This window comes from Opitutaceae bacterium (assembly GCA_041395105.1).
GTDB lineage: Bacteria > Verrucomicrobiota > Verrucomicrobiia > Opitutales > Opitutaceae > B12-G4.
Genome location: JAWLBB010000010.1, coordinates 1 through 17,396, shown reverse-complemented (window position 1 = coordinate 17,396; position 17,396 = coordinate 1). Strand labels below are relative to the sequence as shown.

Sequence of the window (17,396 nt, the reverse complement as noted above, 5' to 3'; positions counted from 1 at the left end):
GTTGCCTGGGCACTTTTCGCCCTTGTTTTACTGATGACCGTCATCAACGTCAGATTCGGCAACCGTTATGTCAACGACTAGGCAGGCACTCTACCACCTGCTGCTGGCGCTGCTGGGTCTGGCAATGGTGCTGCCCTTCGTCTGGATGGTTCTGGCCAGCCTGAAGACCCTGAACGAGGTCGATTTCGACACGTGGCTTCCCGCGAAACCGCAATGGGGCAATTACCTGGAGGTGTTCCGGGTCATTCCTTTCGCCAGGTTCTACTGGAACAGCCTGTTCATAGCGGGCTGGGTGACATTTCTGCAGGTCCTGACAAGCGCACTGGCGGCGTTCAGCTTCTCACGTTTGAAGTGGCGCGGCAGGGACAGGATATTCTTTCTTTACCTGGCGACCATGATGCTGCCGGGGCTCGTCATGATCATCCCCAACTACCAGATCATGGTGGCCCTCAATCTGGTCGACAGCTACCTCGGGCTGATCCTTCCGGCCGCCTTCAGTGCTTTTGGAACCTTTCTCTTGCGGCAGTTCATGCTGACGATACCGACATCCCTGGATGAGGCCGCCTGCATCGACGGGGCTAACAGCTGGCAGCTTTTCTGGGAAGTGATTCTCCCATTGAGTCGGCCCGGCCTGATCACGCTGACCATATTTACTTTCATGGGCAACTACCACAATTTCTTCTGGCCCCTTGTCATGCTCAGGACGCAGGAGAAATACACACTCCCCATCGGATTGCTTTTTTTTGATACACAGAGCGGCCAGTTGACGCATCTGCTGATGGCGGCCGTGACCATGTCGGTCCTGCCTCTGGTGTTGGTCTTCGTTTTCCTTCAGCGGTATTTTGTGGCTGGAATTCAGGCCGGTGCAGTGAAAGGATGAAGAATGAGAATCCTCTATATCGATATTGATGCCTTGCGCCCGGACCATCTGGGGTGCTATGGGTACCATCGCGAGACTTCCCCGAATATCGACGCAATTGCCCGGGAGGGAATGCGATTCAATCAATACTATTGCAGCGATGCGCCGTGCCTGCCCTCGCGCACCGCCCTCTACACGGGGATGTTTGGCATACACTCCGGAGTAGTGGGGCACGGCGGAACGGCCGCAGATCCCCGAATTGAGGGTCCCGAGCGCGGATTCCGTGACCGAATCGAGAGTGACGCACTGGCGACCCGTCTCAACGAGGCAGCCGGTCTGCACACCGCGCAGATCAGTCCCTTCGGGCACCGACATGCCGCCCGGCAGTTTCTCGCAGGCTTCAATGAGATCCACAATACCGGCAAGGGCGGGATCGAATCGGCCGGTGATGTCCAGCCAATTCTCGAGAAATGGCTTTCCGAAAACGCCTCCCGGGACAACTGGTACCTGCATGTCAACTACTGGGATGTCCACACACCCTACCGCGTCCCGAAGGAGTATCCCTGTCCATTCGAAGACGTGCCGATTGCGGACTGGCTGAGCGAGGAGATCCTGACGGAGCACAGGCGGCATCCGTCCCCGCACGGCGCCTGTGAGCTCGGGATGTTCACTGATGCCAACAATTGCCACTACCCCCGGGAGCTTGGGGAACTGAAGAATCTGGATGACCTGACGGACTGGATCAACGGCTACGACACGGCGATCCGTTACGTGGACGACCATGTCGGCCGGATTGTCCAGTGCCTGAAGGAGTCGGGTGTCTACGAGGATACCGTCATCATCATCACAGCGGATCACGGGGAGAACCAGGGTGAACTCGGAATTTATGGTGAGCACGGCACTGCGGACGCCATCACCTGCCGGGTCCCCATGATCGTGAAAGGGCCGGACGTGGTCAGAGGCGGTACGGATGACGGTCTGCACTATCAGATTGATCTGGCGCCGACCCTGGCCGAATGGCTCCGGTTCGATGCACCGGCCTCCTGGGATGGATCAAGTTTCCTGGCCAGCCTGCAGCACGCGGAGAACAGGGGGAGGGAGTTCCTTGTCCTCAGCCAATGCGCGCACGTCTGCCAGCGGGCGGTCCGCTTCGGGGACCATATCTATATACGCACCTATCACGATGGATTCCGCCTGTTCCCGCGGGAGATGCTTTTTGATCTGGAGAAGGATCCACATGAGCAGCATGATCTGGCGAAACAGCATCCCGAGCTCTGCAACCTGGCGCTTCGTTACCTGAGCGATTGGCACGACGCGCTGATGGAAAAATCCGGCAGTGATGTGGATCCTCTCTGGACAGTCATACGGGAAGGCGGGCCATTCCATGCACGGGGACAGTTGAGGGCTTACATCGAGCGCCTTGAGGCCACCGGGCGTGGATACGCGGTACCGGAACTGAAACGGCGCCATCCCAGGGAACTCGAATAGACGCGCAGATCAGGCTGAGCAGTCTCAAGAGTGATGAGGCGGCGAGACGCGCAGCAGGGCCGATGTCAGGGATCGCCTCGACCGGGCCTGTATCCGTGTTCGCCCGGAAACCACGGGCTTTCCCGGCGAAGTTCGATCAGCAGGGCGGCTGAAATGTCCGCATACTCAGGTTGGTGGACGAGGTTTTCCAGTTCATCCGGATCCCTGAAGCAGTCCCAAAGGCTGATCGAACCATCCATCCATTCCGTCAACTTGTGGCGTCCATCAAAGATTGTCCGCCAGGAATTGAGAGCGGAGATCGTCGTTGCGCGGTGGCCTGCGTCGGGATTGAGCAACAGGGGCGCAAGGGAACGTCCGTCGGAACCCGGGAGCGGTCCAAGTCCGGCCAGCTCGAGGAAGGTCGGATTGAGGTCGATCAGTTCGGCAAGGGCATCGCATTGTCTTCCGGCCGGTATGCCGGGCCCCGCGATGATCAAGGGGACATGGATGGATGCCTCATAAGGCAGCTGTTTGTACCATTTCCCATGGTCGCCCAGCATTTCTCCGTGGTCGGATGCGAAAATCAGGTAGGTATTGTCCAGGTCGCCCCGTGCCTCAACGCACCCGATCAATTCGCCGATCCAGCGGTCGATATGCCCAATCATGGCTGCGTAGTTCCTCCTGACTCCCTGGTCGTCTTCCTCAGTTCCCTTGGCAGGGTCAATCGGCGCAGGGAATCGCGTTTCCAGGAAACTCTCCTGATAGGATTGGGGCGGATCGAATGGCTCGTGCGGGCCGGGAAAGTTGATCCACATGAACCACGGTTTGTCGTCTGCCGCATCCTGCAGGAGGCGCAGGCTTTCGCGACCGCAGAAGGCATCCGTCGTGGCCGTTTCCGGCAGGGGCGATGGGGCTGTTGAAAGCCGGCCGGTTTTGCGATCGCGACGCTGGCGATCCCTTTGCCGCATGTCTTCAAGGTAAGGCTCCGCGAGTCCCTCCATTTCAAGGAAGGCCCCGTAGGCATCGGGCCGTCCACTCTGCATGAGGTTGACCCCCCGCCACTTGCCCGCGTAATCAACACCGGAAGTGAAGCCAAGCTTGTCGAGATGAGGATGCCATCCGGAAGTGGTGAAATTCTCACTAGCGGTGTGAAGGTCGCTCTTCCCCGAGGTCATTACCTGATAGCCGGCCCGGGCGAGTTCCCTGATGAAGTTGGGACGGGCCGGGTCAAGCTCGTCGTTGTTGTTCTTGACCCCGGCGTGGTGGAACCGCAGCCCCGTCGCCAGGCCTGCCCGGCTGGGTCCACTGAGGGGGCAGTTGACCCGCATTTCTCGGAACAGGATGCCCTGGCCGGCCAGACGGTCCAGGCAGGGCGTCCTGACCGGGACCCGTCCAATGGCACCGAGCCAGTCCCAGCGCCACTGGTCGGGGAAGAAAAACAGAAAATTCGGTTGTGAGCTCTTCACGACACCCGGAATCGTTCCTTCTTCAGCATTTGCGTGACTTGCGGACCCAAGCGATCGTGATTGGTGGTGATCTGTCTCAGCAACTCGGCGCGGAATTCCTCCCGGATGTCGTCGAGGCCGGGATCGGCGATGCGGTTGTGCAGTTCCGCCGGATCTTCCGCCAGATCATGCAATTCGTCTGTGTCGGACAGGTTCCATACGTATTTGTAGCGGTCCCCCCAAAGGATCCGCTGTCCGAACGGAACCCGGTGCCCATGGTCCTCCGAGAGGAGAAAGGAACGGCCCTCACAATCCCCGTGATCCAGCACGGGCCAGAGACTCCGGGCATCAATGCCGTCGAGGGAATTGCCTGCGCAGTCGCAGAAGGTTGGGGCCAGGTCAAAGAGACTGACCAGAGACTGCCGGGATTCACCGGAATGCCGGCCGCCCGGAAGCTTCACGATCAGTGGAATCCGATAGATTTCCTCGTAGGCCATGCCGCCCTTGTCGAAGGCCCCGCCATGAACACCGATGGATTCTCCGTGATCGGAACTGAAGACGATCAGGCAGTCATCGTAGAGTCCTTTTGTCCGTAGCCAATCCATGAGGCGACCGACCTGGAAATCCACCATCGCCGCCTGGGCGTAGTACCGACTGATGACTCGGGACCACTCTACCCAGGAGGCACTCGCCGCAGCCGGGAATATGTCCTCACGCAGCATCCGGTGCAGCGCGGGACGTCCATCAAGATTGTCGCGGAAACTCGCCCATTCACGAATCGCCGCCGGATCGTAAAGGTCCCTGTAGTCTTCGGTCGGAAGATAAGGGGCATGGGGTTCCCAGAAATTAACGGCCATGAACCAAGGTTCACCTTCGGAAGTTCGGTTCTCGAGGTGTTCAATGGTCAGATCCGTGATGTAGTGACAGGGGGAGGATTCCACGGTTCCGCTTATCCAGCCACTGGTATTGCCGCCGCTTGCTTCCGGCTGACCGCCTTCGGCGACAAACTCAATATGGCGCCGGGGGGCTGTCTGTCCAATGCGCTCCAGATGGCCAAGGTAGCCCGGATCCATGCGGATGGCCCCGTAGTCGGGCAGGCTGAATCCTTCCAGCCCCAGGTCCGCGGCCGTGCGGGTGATGCCGGCGTGCCATTTGCCTGTGTAGGCGGTGTGGTAGCCGCCTCGCCTCAGAAGGGGCGGGTAGGTGGCCAGTCCCTGTCCGGTTTGCTCTTCGCTGAAGCGTGAGTAGGCACCCGTATTGAAGAGCGCTCCGTGGTTGTGCGGGTAGAGTCCGGTCAGGAGGCTGGCCCGCGCCGGCGTGCAAAGCGCGCAGGGGGTATAGGCCCGGTCGAATCGGACGCCGTCTGCAGCCACGCGGTCGATATGGGGGGAGCGGGCCACGGGAGCCCCGTAACAACCCAAGGTGTGGGTTGCCTGCTGATCGGTCAGGATAAACAGGATATTGGGTTTTTGTTTCATTATAATCTTGAGACAAATTGAAACAGGTCTCGCAATTATCGATTGCATTCTTTGAACCCGGCTGGCTATTGACAATCGTGAAATGTCCAAGGCTGCGGATGCCTTCGCTCAATCCCAGGGTTTCCACCCAGATGAAACAAAGGAGAACTGTTCACCTCATCTGCCAGGCTCATCTGGATCCCGTCTGGATATGGCATCGCAGGGATGGTTACTCGGAGGCCCTGACCACCATCGGCAGTGCCGTGAAGTTTCTCGAGAACGAGCCGGACATGAGATTCACAAGATCTTCAGCCGCTGTTTATCGCTGGATCGAGGAGGCTGATCCCGGGCTTTTCAGGGCCATCCAGAATCTGGTCAAGGCCGGTCGCTGGGAAGTCGTCAACGGCTGGGAAGTTCAGCCCGACTGCAATCTGCCCCTCGGTGAGAGCTTTGTCCGGCAATCGCTCTACGGAAAACGCTGGTTCCAGGACGCTTTCGGGGTGGACGTTAGAATCGGATACAACGTGGATACATTCGGACACTCCGGCAACCTGCCCCAGTTGCTCGTCCTTTCCGGCATGGATGCTTATGTTTGCATGAGGCCGTTTCGGAATACCGCCGGATTACCTTACCCGAACCTGTTTTGGTGGGAATCTCCGGATGGTTCGCGCGTGCTCTGCTGGCGCATTCCGCGCAGCTATGGCCAGAGTCCCGCCGCGACTGCTGACGACCTCGAGAGGCAACTGCGCCATGAAGCCGGGACCAGTTTCCCTTCCGGAATCGACCACGCCCCCTTCTTCCTTGGCGTGGGGAATCACGGGGGCGGCCCAACCCGCCGGCTCATCGACCGGATCAGGGAACTGCAGGAGGATCCCTCGCTTCCTGAAATCCGCTTCTCCACCTTGGGCGAATATTTCTCGGAGGTACGGCGGGCTGAAGCCATTGCCTCCATCCCGGTGCTGCGGCAGGGGCTGCAGTACGTCAACATCGGCTGTTATGCCGCTCACGGCATCATCAAGCGGGCGAGTCGGCGTACGGAACGAAGCTTGCTGAAAGCGGAGTTTGCCCGGTCCATGGTGCGCATGACGGGCCTGAAATCGCAGCCGGATCTCGAGAGATCACTGCTGCCGGCGTGGCGCAGTCTTCTTTTCAATCAATTCCACGATATCCTCGGCGGAACCTGCGTCGCATCTGCCGATACGGGCATCAGCGATGAGTTCGGGCACGCCGCCCATATGGCGGATTCCTCACTTGATCATGCCCTACACCGCCTGGCGCGCAACGTCGATACCAGCTGGGCGGAAAAGGGTGTATTGACGCTCTTCAACCCGCTGCCCTGGAAACGGCAGGCCAGCGTCGCCTTCGACACCTTCGTTGTCCCCACCGGCGAGGCGCCCATCACACATTTGCGGGATGCAATAGGCCGGAAGGTTGCCATCCAGTGGACTGCAGCGGAAACCTGCTTCGGACCCATGGGAATGGAATGGAGAAAACTTCAGGTGATCGCGAACCTTCCGGCATTCGGCTACCGGGCCTTTTCGCTTGGCGAGGGCACGGCGCCGCGACTGCCAAAGTCTGACTTTTCCCATGTCCGCATCAGCAGGCGCCACCCCGGTCTCAGCCGCCTCGGTCTGAAGGGCGAGGGGAATCTCCTTTCCCGATCCATGCGTCTGGAGATACTGAAAGACAGTGGTGACACCTGGGGGCACAATCTGACCGGATATGACGAAGCTCTGGGTGAAGCAGAGCTGATTGAAACAAAGATCATGGAGGCGGGCCCCCTGGTCCGGATCACTCGGCAAGAGGCCCGTTGGCGGGATTCGTCGATCGTCCTCTATTTCACGCTCCGGCGAGCCCGACGGGAGGTTGACCTGAGGATTGTAATGAACTGGCAGGAGCCGCGCCAGCTTCTCCGGCTGGTGATACCGACCTGTTTCCGGGATGCTTCCCAGACCCTGGCCAGCGAACCGGGAGGGCAGGTTTCCCGTGAGGCCGATGGCGGGGAGAAGCCTGCGCACGAATGGCTCGCCATAGGCGGACGTGTGGGCGGGAGGGCCCGCAGTCTGGGGCTGGTGGCCGATCGGCCAATCAGTTATTGCTGCCGGAAGGGCGTCATCGGGGTCACCCTGGCCCGGTCCAGCTTCTATGCGCATCATCATCCAAGGGAGGTTGCGGATCCGATCGAGAATCCCTGTCTGGATACCGGGAGGATGGAATACCGGATGACGCTTGTCGCGGGAACATCGATACAAAGCCTGAATCTTCACCGCCTGGCTTGGGAAGCCGACTGTCCCGCCGAACGGGTGGTCGATCATGGTCACCAGGGCGCCCTTCCCGCCGAGGCCTCGCTCCTGGAGGTTCATCCCGCTTCGGTTGCCATTTACGCGATCAAGCCCGCGGAGGACGGACGGGATCTGATTCTCCGGATTCAGGAAACGCGCGGGCGCCGCACGGAAGCCCGGGTGAAAGCGGGTTTCGCCGGCAGGCTGACCTGGGAAGGGCGGGTGTCGCCCTGGCAGATTCTCAGCTTGCGGATTCCTCTCGACAAGCGTGGGCGCCGAATCCGTGAAACGGGGCTGCTGGAGTGAGACATCAACCATGAGAATTCCATGAACCCCAGTCGGCCCAATATCCTTGTTCTGATGACGGACCAGCATCGGTATGACGCGTTGTCCTGCCGGGGCCACCCGCATGTCCGGACGCCCCACCTCGACGCTCTGGTTTCCCGGAGCGTCGACTTTCGTTCGGCCTACACCCAGGCTCCCGTCTGTGCCCCCGCCCGCTACAGCCTGGCAACGGGACAGTATGTGGCATCGCATGGCGTCCGATTCAACGACGTCAACCCATTGGGTCCGATTCGCACTCTCGCGCACCTTTTCCGGGACGAGGGTTACCGTTGTTTCCAGGCAGGCCATATGCACTGGAGCAGCGCAACGACTGATACCGGTTATGAGCCGCTGATCTCCCGGGAAATGTGGCTGGAATCCCTGCCGGTGCAGTGGAGTGAACGTTTCCGCCTTGAGCATGAAACCCCGTTTGTGCGCACCGCAATGGGGGGACCCTCACCACTGCCGGAAAGTGCATTCTGGGGGCACTTTGTCGCCAGGAATGTCAACAGGCTGATCGACGAGGCGGTTGATGGCGATGAACCGTTCTTTTGCTGGGCGAGTATCTATGAACCGCATCCACCGTTCTTCCCACCGGTCGAGGCTTACGCGGCCCATCAGCAGGATTCGATTTCCCTGCCCGCGCAGGATCCGGAGGACGCAGCGCCTCCGGAACTGCGGCAGCTGGACCGGCGCCGCAAGTGGGAGCATCTGACCGACGTCGAGATTCGCCAGATGATGGCCGGCTATTTCGGCATGGTGGAGGTGGCTGACCGCAGCGCGGGTGCCATCCTTCAGCACCTTCGGGATCGTGGTTTGCTCGACAACACCTGGATCATCTGGACCAGCGACCACGGGGAGCAGTTGTTCGACCACCGGCTCTTCCTGAAGTTCTGTATGTACGAACAGAGCGTGCACGTTCCCTTCTGTGTCAGTGGTCCCGGAATCTCCCCGGGTGGGCGTGATGAACTGGTTGAACACGTTGACCTTCTGCCGACCCTGTGCGACATCGCAGGCATCGGGATTCCGCAAGGGGCCGGCGGCCGTTCACTCGAGCCCCTCCTTCATGGTCGTCCGGCAGGAGGCGGGTGGCGGGAGGCGGTATTCTCGCAGATCAACGACCTGTTCATGATCCGCACCCGCGACTGGAAGCTGATCGTTCGCGACGGAATTCCGGTCGAGCTCTATGACTTGAATGCCGATCCGGGAGAATTCGAGAACCGGTTGGGAGATCCGACCTGTGCCGGTATCGTAGATCAGCTCGAGGCCGAATCAAGACAGCATCCGGGGCGGCGTCCGAGGGAGTGACCTTGGATTAGTGGCGCGTATCGACATCCTTGTATTCAGTGGAGAATCCCGGGAAGTCCCGGCTGCGACGTTCGTCCAGACTGTCGCCCTGCCGGGCGTATTCAGGCAACTCGCCATCGGCAAGGTAGGCTGGACCCCTTTTTCTCAACTCTTCCAGAATGAGGTGTCGGAGACGATCGATCGTGGCCACATGCGTCGCACGATCCCTGCGGCACAACTCGGTCTGCTCCAGTGGATCCGCCGCCAGGTCAAAAAGCTGTTCGGTCGGGCCTTCCGGATAGTAGAGATACTTCCATCGTCCGTCCGTGATGGAGATGTGTTCAGGCCGGGATGAGGGGCCTGAAAGGCCGACGACGAACTGACGCGGCGTCACCGATCCCTCCAGCATGCCGATCAGGTCGAGGCCATGAGCGGAATCCGCCAGGTCCCCTCCTGCGGCCCGCACCAGTGTCGGGTAGATGTCCGCCAGGCTGACGAGACGGTCATCCACCCGGTTGACCAGAGTGCTCCCATCCCGCTGTGGCAGGCGGAGGACAAACGGAACGCGGGATGATTGTTCATGGAAGAAGGTCTTGGCGCAGCACCGGTGGTCCCCCAGGTATTCGCCGTGATCGGAGGTGTAGACGATCAGGGTATCCTTGAGGATCCGCGATTCCTGCAACGCAGCCAGAACCCTTCCCATATTGTAGTCGATCTGGGTGATGAGTCCATAGTAGGCGGCCCGGGCGGCCCTGATCACCTCCGGATGCATTGTGTCGAAACCGCGCCGCTCAATGAAGCGCCGGATTGCAACCGGACAGTCCTCGCTGCTGCTCCAGTCGCTGGTGACCGGATCCGGGATGGCGCTGTCCAGATACATCGAATAATACGGTTCCGGCGGATCGAGCGGGGGATGGGGCTTGGAGAAGGAGCACCAGAGGAAAAACGGCAAATCGGGATCCCGACGGTAGCGGATGTAGTCGACGCACTGCTCGGCGGTCCAGGCTGTCAGTGTTTTCGCCTCCGGCACCGTGGAGAGGGCAGGGTAGAGTTCGTTCTGACCAATGCCGTGCCGCATCGGCTGGCATTCGGTTCCCTGCTTCGCCATTTCACGGTAGTAGTCGTCCGGCAGGATCATTTCCTGGAAACCGTGACGCATCCGCTGTGGGCCAAAATGCATCTTGCCGATGGCGACTGTCTGGTAGCCCAGTCCGCCCAGTAGCCCAGGCAGGGAACTCTTCCGGTCAATCACACCTCGGGTGGGTCCGTTTTCGCTGAGGCCGTGGGAATAGGCCGGCTGGCCTGTCATGATGGTGGTCCGCGCGGGAACACACAGGGGGCAGTCACTGTAGGCGTGGTCAAATCGGATTCCCTGGCTGCACAAGTGCTGGAAATGCGGCGTCCGCAGGAAGCCAGGCCCGGTCAATCCGGTGGCATCATGACGCTGCTGATCCGTGGTGATGAGCAGGATGTGGGGAGGCGTTCGGTTTTTGGGGTCTGTCCTCATCGGTGCTTCAGGGGCGATACAGGCTAGATTGGTCGATCGGCAAATAAAAGGATTTTCCTTTTCAACGTTTCGAAAAGATGGTCTCTTTTGTTTCATTTAGCCATTTAGCTCTTGATACTGGCAGATGAGAAGCCGTCCCAACATCCTCCTGATCAGCACCGACCAGCAGAGGGCCGACCACCTTGGGGTCAAGGGTCTGCGGGCGGTTCGCACGCCGCACCTTGATCGCTTGGCCCGGGGGGGGGTCCACTTCGACCGGGCGTATTGCCCGTCTCCGATGTGCACGCCGACGCGGGTTTCGCTATTGACGGGACGTTATCCGTCTTCGCATGGGGCCTACTCGATCGGCGTGAGTCTGCCCTCGATGCCAGGTCGAACTTTGCCCGCGCAGCTGGGGCACAACGGCTATCGGACGGCACTTTTCGGGAAGTCGCACTTCGTGAGCCGTCAGGATGAAGAGCGCCATATGGCTGGAATGGATGCCCCCCCCCCTCCGGAGTTTTTCCGGGGATGGAGGGGGCCCTACCTCGGTTTTCAGGAGTTTGAGGGATCGACGGGGCACACCATCAACGCCTGGCCGGCCCAGCACTACCGGGTGTTTCTGGAAGACTCCGGGGTGGATTGGCACGACTGGTTTCCCTGCCGACGCGAGGACTACGATCATTACGCCTGCGGGCCTTGGAACATTCCGGAGCAATACCACGATACGGCGTGGGTCGCAGAGCGCACCCAGGATTTCATCGGGCGACAAGCCGGAGAGCACGAGCCGTGGTTCTGCTGGGCGAGCTTTCAGGACCCGCACGAGCCCTTTGTCTGTCCGGAGCCGTGGTTTTCTTTGGTGGACCCGGCATTGATGGATATCCCTGAAGACTACCGGGAGGGTGAGTTCGCCGACCGCCACTCGGTCTATGAGGCGTGCTACCGCCGTGAGCTCGGACCGTGGAAGGACGGACAGGGTGTTCCCTGCGTCTACGGATCCGGGAAACGCTCGGACCGCAGAAAGGCCGCCCTCCAGGCCACCTTGGGTATGCTGGCTTTCATCGATGATCGCGTGGGTCTCCTCATTCAGAAGCTGGAGGAGACCGGGCAGGTGGAGGATACCATCATTGTCTTCACAAGCGACCATGGCGAAATGCATGGGCATCATGGTTTGTGGGGAAAAGGCGTGACGGCCTACGAGGATTGCCAGCGCGTGCCTTTGCTGGTCTGGGGGCCGGGTCGGGTGGAAGCCCTCGGTACGATTGCTCCTCTGGTCAACCTCGTCGACCTGCCGGCGACCGTGCTCAGCCTGGCCGGAGTGACTGCCCCCGTGGGGATGCAGGGCGTGGACCTTTCACCGGTTCTTCGCGGCGAGAAGGAAAGCGTGCAGGATTGCACCCTCATCGAGTGCCGTCCGACGACCACCACACTTTACCAACAGACATTGGTTACTTCGCGTTACAAGCTTGTGCTTTATCGGGATGGAGAGGACGGCGAGCTTTATGACCTTGAGACGGATCCTGACCAGTACCGGAACTGCTGGAGTGAGCCTTCGATGCGGTCACTGAGGGAGGCCCTGCTCCTGCGCCTTGGCCGGTTCCAGATGGAGCGGGAGGGTCGTGTGGAATCCCGGGTTTCTTTCAGCTGAAGGCCCGCGAAGTTTCCTACCTGCCATCATGGTCGACCTGCCAGTGATAGAGGGAAGGAACGGCAGGCTCCGGCAATGCCGGCCATGCCGCCTCAGGATAGGGCGAAGTCGAGTTGAATTTGCTTACGGTGTCGGAAACTTCCCCGCCCAGCACCTGAACTGCATCCGCCATGTAGAAGCGGTTATTGATGACTGAATGTCCGGTATGCCCAGCTCCGGTGAACTCGACTCCGGCCGAACCTGGATTGGCGAGAACGAAGACATTGCCAATGATCTTGTGGCCCGAGGCGGGCCCGGCCACCAGCATGCCCGGGCCATCTTCGACGACAAACCGGTTGTAGAGGAATAACCAGCCATCGTTCATGCCACCCAGCCAGACCCCAGCCTTGGGGGAGTGCACGTCACAATGGAAGATGACGTTGCGCGGCCCGTTGGGGCCGTGGCCAGGATCATCCGGCGGTGTGGCGTACATTCCGTAGCCATAACTCCCTGTTTCTGGCCGGGAGACGATGAGACAGTTTTCAAAAAGGTTTTCGTTCGACCAGCCGGCGTGCCACTGGGCATCACTGCCGAAGAACCGACTATTTCGGATCACGTTCCCGGCCGCCGAGTATTGGACAACCGGACCATGCCGCATGTCCATGGCGATGACATTGTCCATCAGGCAGTCGTAGGCGTCCTGGAAGCCGACATAGTCGGTGCCGCCTCCCTTTGATCGCCGGTCCCTGAAAAAACAATCCTCCAACCGGCACCACTTTGCTCCGCTGAAGAGCATCTGGTGACGGCCCGCATTGAGGACGCGAACGTCGCGGGCCCGGCAGGCCCATACGTTCAGAAAGACAACTCCGTTCAGGCTGGGGATTTCGCTTCGGACCTCCAGCTCCAGCGACTCGATGGCCGCATTCTCGAGCGGATCAAGCCTGCGGACGAACGATCCGTCAACCACTGGAAAATCCAGTCGCAACGGCTGGTCGATCTCTAGGCGTTCGCCGGCAGTGCCGGTGACCAGGAGATGATAGCGACGGTAATCCGGTTTTTCCGGTCCTTTGCAGCCGATCTCCCTGAACCAGCGTTCGGTATTCGGCGCGACCAACTCGATCTTTGAACCTGTTCTGAAACCATGCGCCGCAGTGGAGAGGGTGAGTTCCCGATCGCCGCGTTTGCCGTCGTGCGAAAGGGCAGTCTGTTGTCCGTGAGGGCGCGCCCCAAGGAAGGTGATGGCCCCGATTCCGACCATCTGGGGGAAAATCGGGGGGCTCTCCATGGTTTCGTCCAGGACGGCCGGCAGGCTGGCTTCGAGGAGGGTTCCATCTTCGTATTCCGCCGTGGCCCGCAACATGACGGAGCCAGACGTTCGTTTCCCCGGGAGGCGCCCGCCCTGCAGTCGCAAGGCAAACGATTGTTGCCACGAAGCCAACGGCGCAGCCTGTTGCGACTTGATCAGTCGGTCGTCCGAAAACAGTGAGAATCGGACAAGGCCGCGGGGGTCCGTCCGTGCTTCGATCCATGTGCCCGGGCCGATGGTCCCGCCCGCCTCCGGGTAGACAAAGTGCAGTCCATCAGTCAGTTTGCCATAGCGGAAGACAAGGCGTGTGCGGGACGGACCGTCACCTCGGATGGTTATCTGGTCCCCGGTGACAAGGACCGGTTGGTCGAGGTAATACATGCCCTCGGGCAAATAGACGACACCGCCTCCAGACTTTTTCGCCGCCTCTATGGCAGCCTGCAGGGCGATGGAATCATCTCTGCCGTCGTTGGCGATGGCCCCGAAGCTGTCCACCGGGAAGATTCGCTCCGCAGGTGGGTGGTGGGCCTCCTTGTTGCCGGCGTGCGACCAGTCGGATAGGACGGGTCGATCGTCGGATTTCCTCGTCTCCGCCAGGCTGACGGGAACGGCAAGCATGATCAGCAGCGAAGACCGGTCATCGCTCGTTTGTTTCGATTTTGGTTCGTGTTTAGTGAAACAGGGATTCCTGCAGCATGGGTGTTGCGGACCATACTGAATCGAATATCGGAAAGACGGCAATTTCGAATGTATTCCGAACCCGTCTAATAGCTCTAAAAACCGCCATGGGAACGGTGCAACAAGGTCTTGCGTGTTTCTTTTCCAAATGAAACGAAATCAAAATCTGTATTGACACAAAAAACGAATCTTTGTCATCATGCGACAATTCTTTCCGAGGGAGATTCGCATCCCGCCACCCCCGAAAAATGCAAATCAGATGAAAAACAGATCCGTGGAAACAACATGTATGCGCCCGGTCCTGATGTGTAAGGTCTCGTTGGCCGCTTGTTCACTAGTGCTTGGAGTGTTCCGCGTGCAGGCACAGGAAGACCCGTCCGGATCGGGAGAGGTTGTCGAATTGAAACCGTTCGAGGTGAACTCGGCCCGTGACTTCGGCTATTATGCGGGCAGTTCGGTCTCGGCGACCAAGACCTCGGTTCCGATTAGTGACATTCCCATCAACATTCAGGTGATGACGCGGGACTTTCTGGACGATGTGCAGGCGCGCTCCATTGACGACGCCATTTTCTATTCTGCGGGAGCCTCTCCGGACACAAATGAACCGGGCCGCTATTCGCTTCGCGGGTTCACCAGTCCCGAGCCGCTCCGAAACGGGGTCAGCACCCTTTCGGAGTTCTATCAGGGTTCGACACTGATCGAGCGAGTCGAAGTGGTGAAAGGGCCGGTCTCAATTCTTTACGGCATTTCCGAACCGGGCGGCGTCATCAACTACATCACCAAGCAGCCGCTGTCCGCATTCGCAGGCAGCTTTCGGATGGCAGGCGGCTCGTACGGCAATCTCCGAGCCGAGGCTGACGTGACGGGTCCCCTGGTGGAGGGTAAGTCCGTCGACATGGACTATCGATTTGTGGCTTCTTATGAGAACTCGGACAGTTGGGTGGACTACGCAGGCCTCGAGGAAACCATTATCGCGCCCATGGTGAAGTGGCATTTTGGGGAGCGCGCAAGTCTCCTTGCTTCAGTCGAGTACTACAACGTGCACCGGAATATTGAAGGGTCACGGATCAGGAACAGCGATCTCTCCGGATGGTACGAGGGCCTGCCTCGGGAGTTCAATCCTGCCGGCAGGTCCTACAAGGACACCTCGACCATCTTCGCCAGCACGGATTTCCAGTTTGGGATTAGTGAGAATTGGACCTTCCACAATATTCTGAATTATTCCGAGAACGACTACCTGCAGGACACGCGCCTGGGCTTTGCCACGGAAGCGGCCGGCCCGGCCAATGAGGACGAGATCCGCATATCCTTGCTTTATCGTGACGTTCTGCGAGAGCAGTTTACGATCCAGTCGGAGCTTGCCGGGAAATTCGAGACGGACAGCGTGAATCTGAATATCCTGGTGGGTCACGAGTACGAGGACTACGAGCAACGGCAGCTCGCCCGGAGGGCCAACAACGTGATGATCTGGGACCTGAAAGATCCCTCAACCTGGGATATCAGCTTCCCGATAGCTCCGGAGGATCGAAATCTGACTCCTTCGGATTTCCTGCAGTCGAACGCCCAGAATGCCCTATACGGCATGGTTCAGGCCGGCTTCCTGGAGGACCGATTGCACACCCTAATCGGTCTTCGCTACGATATACTCAATGGAGATCTGGTCAACTATCTGTCGAATGGCACCAAGACCGAAAATCCCGAGATCACCAATACGACCCCGCAGGTCGGTGCGCTCTTCAAGATTACGGACAGTATCTCGACTTATGCACTCTACAGCGAATCCTTCACGCCAAACCTTCAGGTGAATCCGGACGGATCAACCTTCGATCCGGCCACCGGCGTCGGAAAGGAATTCGGGTTCAAGTTTGACCTGATGAAAAACAGGTTCTCCGCCACTTTGAGTTTTTATGAAATTCAGAAGGAGAACATCGTCCGGATCGACCGGGATGCACAAGCGGCCGATCCCCCGGTTCTTCAGTATGTCGCCTCGGGCACCGAGAAGAGCCGTGGTGTCGAGCTGGACTTCGTCTACCAGCCGGATGAAAAATACCAGCTCGTGTTGAGCTATTCCTATATCGATGACGCCTACGTCGTTTCCAACACGGATGCCCCGGAAACGGAAGGTATGCGGCTGCCCTCTGCGCCCGAGAATTCGATCTCGATCTGGAACAAATACACCTTCCGTGACGGACCGTTTGACGGGTTTTTCGTCGGTGCCGGCATCGTGCATCGCGACGAGAGTTTCCTGAGCAGCAGTCCGAACGATGTCAATATCACAACGCCGTCCTTCGAGAGGATCGACCTGCTGGTTGGCTATTCCGGGGTGGTGAGGGATTACCCTTTCCGGATTGAGGTGAAGGCAAACAACGTGACGGACGAGTTATATAACGAGCGTCAGGACATCATTGCGCCGGGCCGCAATTTCCTAGCCTCTCTGAAGGTGTTCTTCTAGGGCGAATCAGTCCAGTCGCAATTGCCCGGGATCCGTATGGGCCCGGGCAGCTGCGTTTTCCAGGACGGGGTTTCGGTTGTCTCAGCAGTCGAGCAGGTGCCGGGCGACATTGATGCCCTTGCTGCTCAGCCAGGTGAGGTGGTGCCGGGCGCGTCTCCTGAAGTCGTCGAAATCTCGATCCGGTCGACCGGTCCAGACAACCTCTGCTAGGGCCAGCATTCGCGGAACGACCATGTATTCCACATCTTCCGGTTTTTTTAGATACTCTGTCCAGACGTTGCCTTGCGCACCGAGAACATGCGCTGATTCTTCGGAAGTCAGGGAATTCGGGATCGGGTAGAAATTGAAGACGCTATCCAAAGTGACCAGATTTCGGAAGGCCGGAGGCTCGCCGTCCGGGCCGGCCTGGTAGGCGTCGAAGTAGCAGTGCTCCGTCGGGGTCATGATGACGTCGTGCCCGAGCTTGGCGGCCTCGATTCCGCCTTTCTCTCCCCGCCAGCTCATGACGGTGGCGTCCGGGGCCAGTCCTCCTTCAAGGATCTCGTCCCATCCGATCAGTCTGCGTCCGTGTTCGTTCAGGAACTTTCCGATCCGGCGGATGAAATATGACTGCAGTCCATGCTCGTCCTCGAGGTGTTCGCGCTGGATGATCTCCTGACAGAGGGGGTTCGTCTCCCACTGGGTTTTCGGGCACTCGTCGCCGCCTATGTGGATGTGGCGGGAAGG

11 protein-coding genes are annotated in these 17,396 nt (G+C 59.4%); 6 read left to right on the top strand and 5 right to left on the bottom strand.

Going from position 1 to position 17,396, the window contains the following annotated elements:
• Window positions 1–67 precede the first annotated feature (67 nt).
• Together R3F07_19120 and R3F07_19115 are read left to right on the top strand one after the other, a co-directional pair.
• Window positions 68–880, top strand: a complete 813-nt coding sequence (locus R3F07_19120) for a carbohydrate ABC transporter permease (GenBank protein MEZ5278502.1) — start codon at window positions 68–70, stop codon at window positions 878–880.
• Between the two features lie 3 nt (window positions 881–883).
• Window positions 884–2,347: a sulfatase gene (locus tag R3F07_19115; GenBank protein ID MEZ5278501.1), complete on the top strand. Its 1,464-nt coding sequence runs from the start codon at window positions 884–886 to the stop codon at window positions 2,345–2,347.
• A 65-nt stretch (window positions 2,348–2,412) separates the two neighbouring features.
• Here R3F07_19115 and R3F07_19110 read toward each other — a convergent pair whose 3' ends face one another.
• Window positions 2,413–3,792 carry a sulfatase-like hydrolase/transferase gene (locus tag R3F07_19110; GenBank protein MEZ5278500.1) on the bottom strand — a complete coding sequence of 460 codons (1,380 nt, stop codon included), beginning with the start codon at window positions 3,790–3,792 and terminating at the stop codon, window positions 2,413–2,415.
• Window positions 3,789–5,249 carry a sulfatase-like hydrolase/transferase gene (locus tag R3F07_19105; protein ID MEZ5278499.1) on the bottom strand — a complete coding sequence of 487 codons (1,461 nt, stop codon included), beginning with the start codon at window positions 5,247–5,249 and terminating at the stop codon, window positions 3,789–3,791. Before R3F07_19105 ends, R3F07_19110 begins: the two co-directional genes overlap by 4 nt.
• Before the next feature lie 131 nt (window positions 5,250–5,380).
• On the opposite strand from R3F07_19105, the gene R3F07_19100 reads away from it, so the two are divergent.
• Window positions 5,381–7,816 carry a hypothetical protein gene (locus R3F07_19100; protein ID MEZ5278498.1) on the top strand — a complete coding sequence of 812 codons (2,436 nt, stop codon included), beginning with the start codon at window positions 5,381–5,383 and terminating at the stop codon, window positions 7,814–7,816.
• A 21-nt stretch (window positions 7,817–7,837) separates the two neighbouring features.
• A complete protein-coding gene (locus R3F07_19095; protein MEZ5278497.1) occupies window positions 7,838–9,142 on the top strand; it encodes a sulfatase-like hydrolase/transferase in 1,305 nt (434 codons plus the stop codon).
• Between the two features lie 7 nt (window positions 9,143–9,149).
• On the opposite strand, the gene R3F07_19090 is transcribed toward R3F07_19095, so the two are convergent.
• Window positions 9,150–10,628, bottom strand: a complete 1,479-nt coding sequence (locus R3F07_19090; GenBank protein MEZ5278496.1) for a sulfatase-like hydrolase/transferase — start codon at window positions 10,626–10,628, stop codon at window positions 9,150–9,152.
• 124 nt (window positions 10,629–10,752) lie between these two features.
• Here R3F07_19090 and R3F07_19085 point away from each other — a divergent pair, with 124 nt between their 5' ends.
• Complete coding sequence (locus R3F07_19085) at window positions 10,753–12,255, top strand: sulfatase-like hydrolase/transferase (protein ID MEZ5278495.1); 1,503 nt, start codon at window positions 10,753–10,755, stop codon at window positions 12,253–12,255.
• Window positions 12,256–12,271: 16 nt separating this feature from the next.
• On the opposite strand, the gene R3F07_19080 is transcribed toward R3F07_19085, so the two are convergent.
• A complete protein-coding gene (locus R3F07_19080; protein MEZ5278494.1) occupies window positions 12,272–14,158 on the bottom strand; it encodes a glycosyl hydrolase family 28-related protein in 1,887 nt (628 codons plus the stop codon).
• Window positions 14,159–14,573: 415 nt separating this feature from the next.
• Here R3F07_19080 and R3F07_19075 point away from each other — a divergent pair, with 415 nt between their 5' ends.
• The gene (locus tag R3F07_19075; protein MEZ5278493.1) at window positions 14,574–16,670 is read left to right on the top strand and encodes a TonB-dependent siderophore receptor; all 2,097 of its coding nucleotides are present in this window, start codon (window positions 14,574–14,576) and stop codon (window positions 16,668–16,670) included.
• An 81-nt stretch (window positions 16,671–16,751) separates the two neighbouring features.
• Here the strand turns inward: R3F07_19075 and R3F07_19070 are convergent.
• The coding region (locus R3F07_19070; GenBank protein ID MEZ5278492.1) for a family 20 glycosylhydrolase at window positions 16,752–17,396 on the bottom strand (645 nt) is incomplete at its 5' end.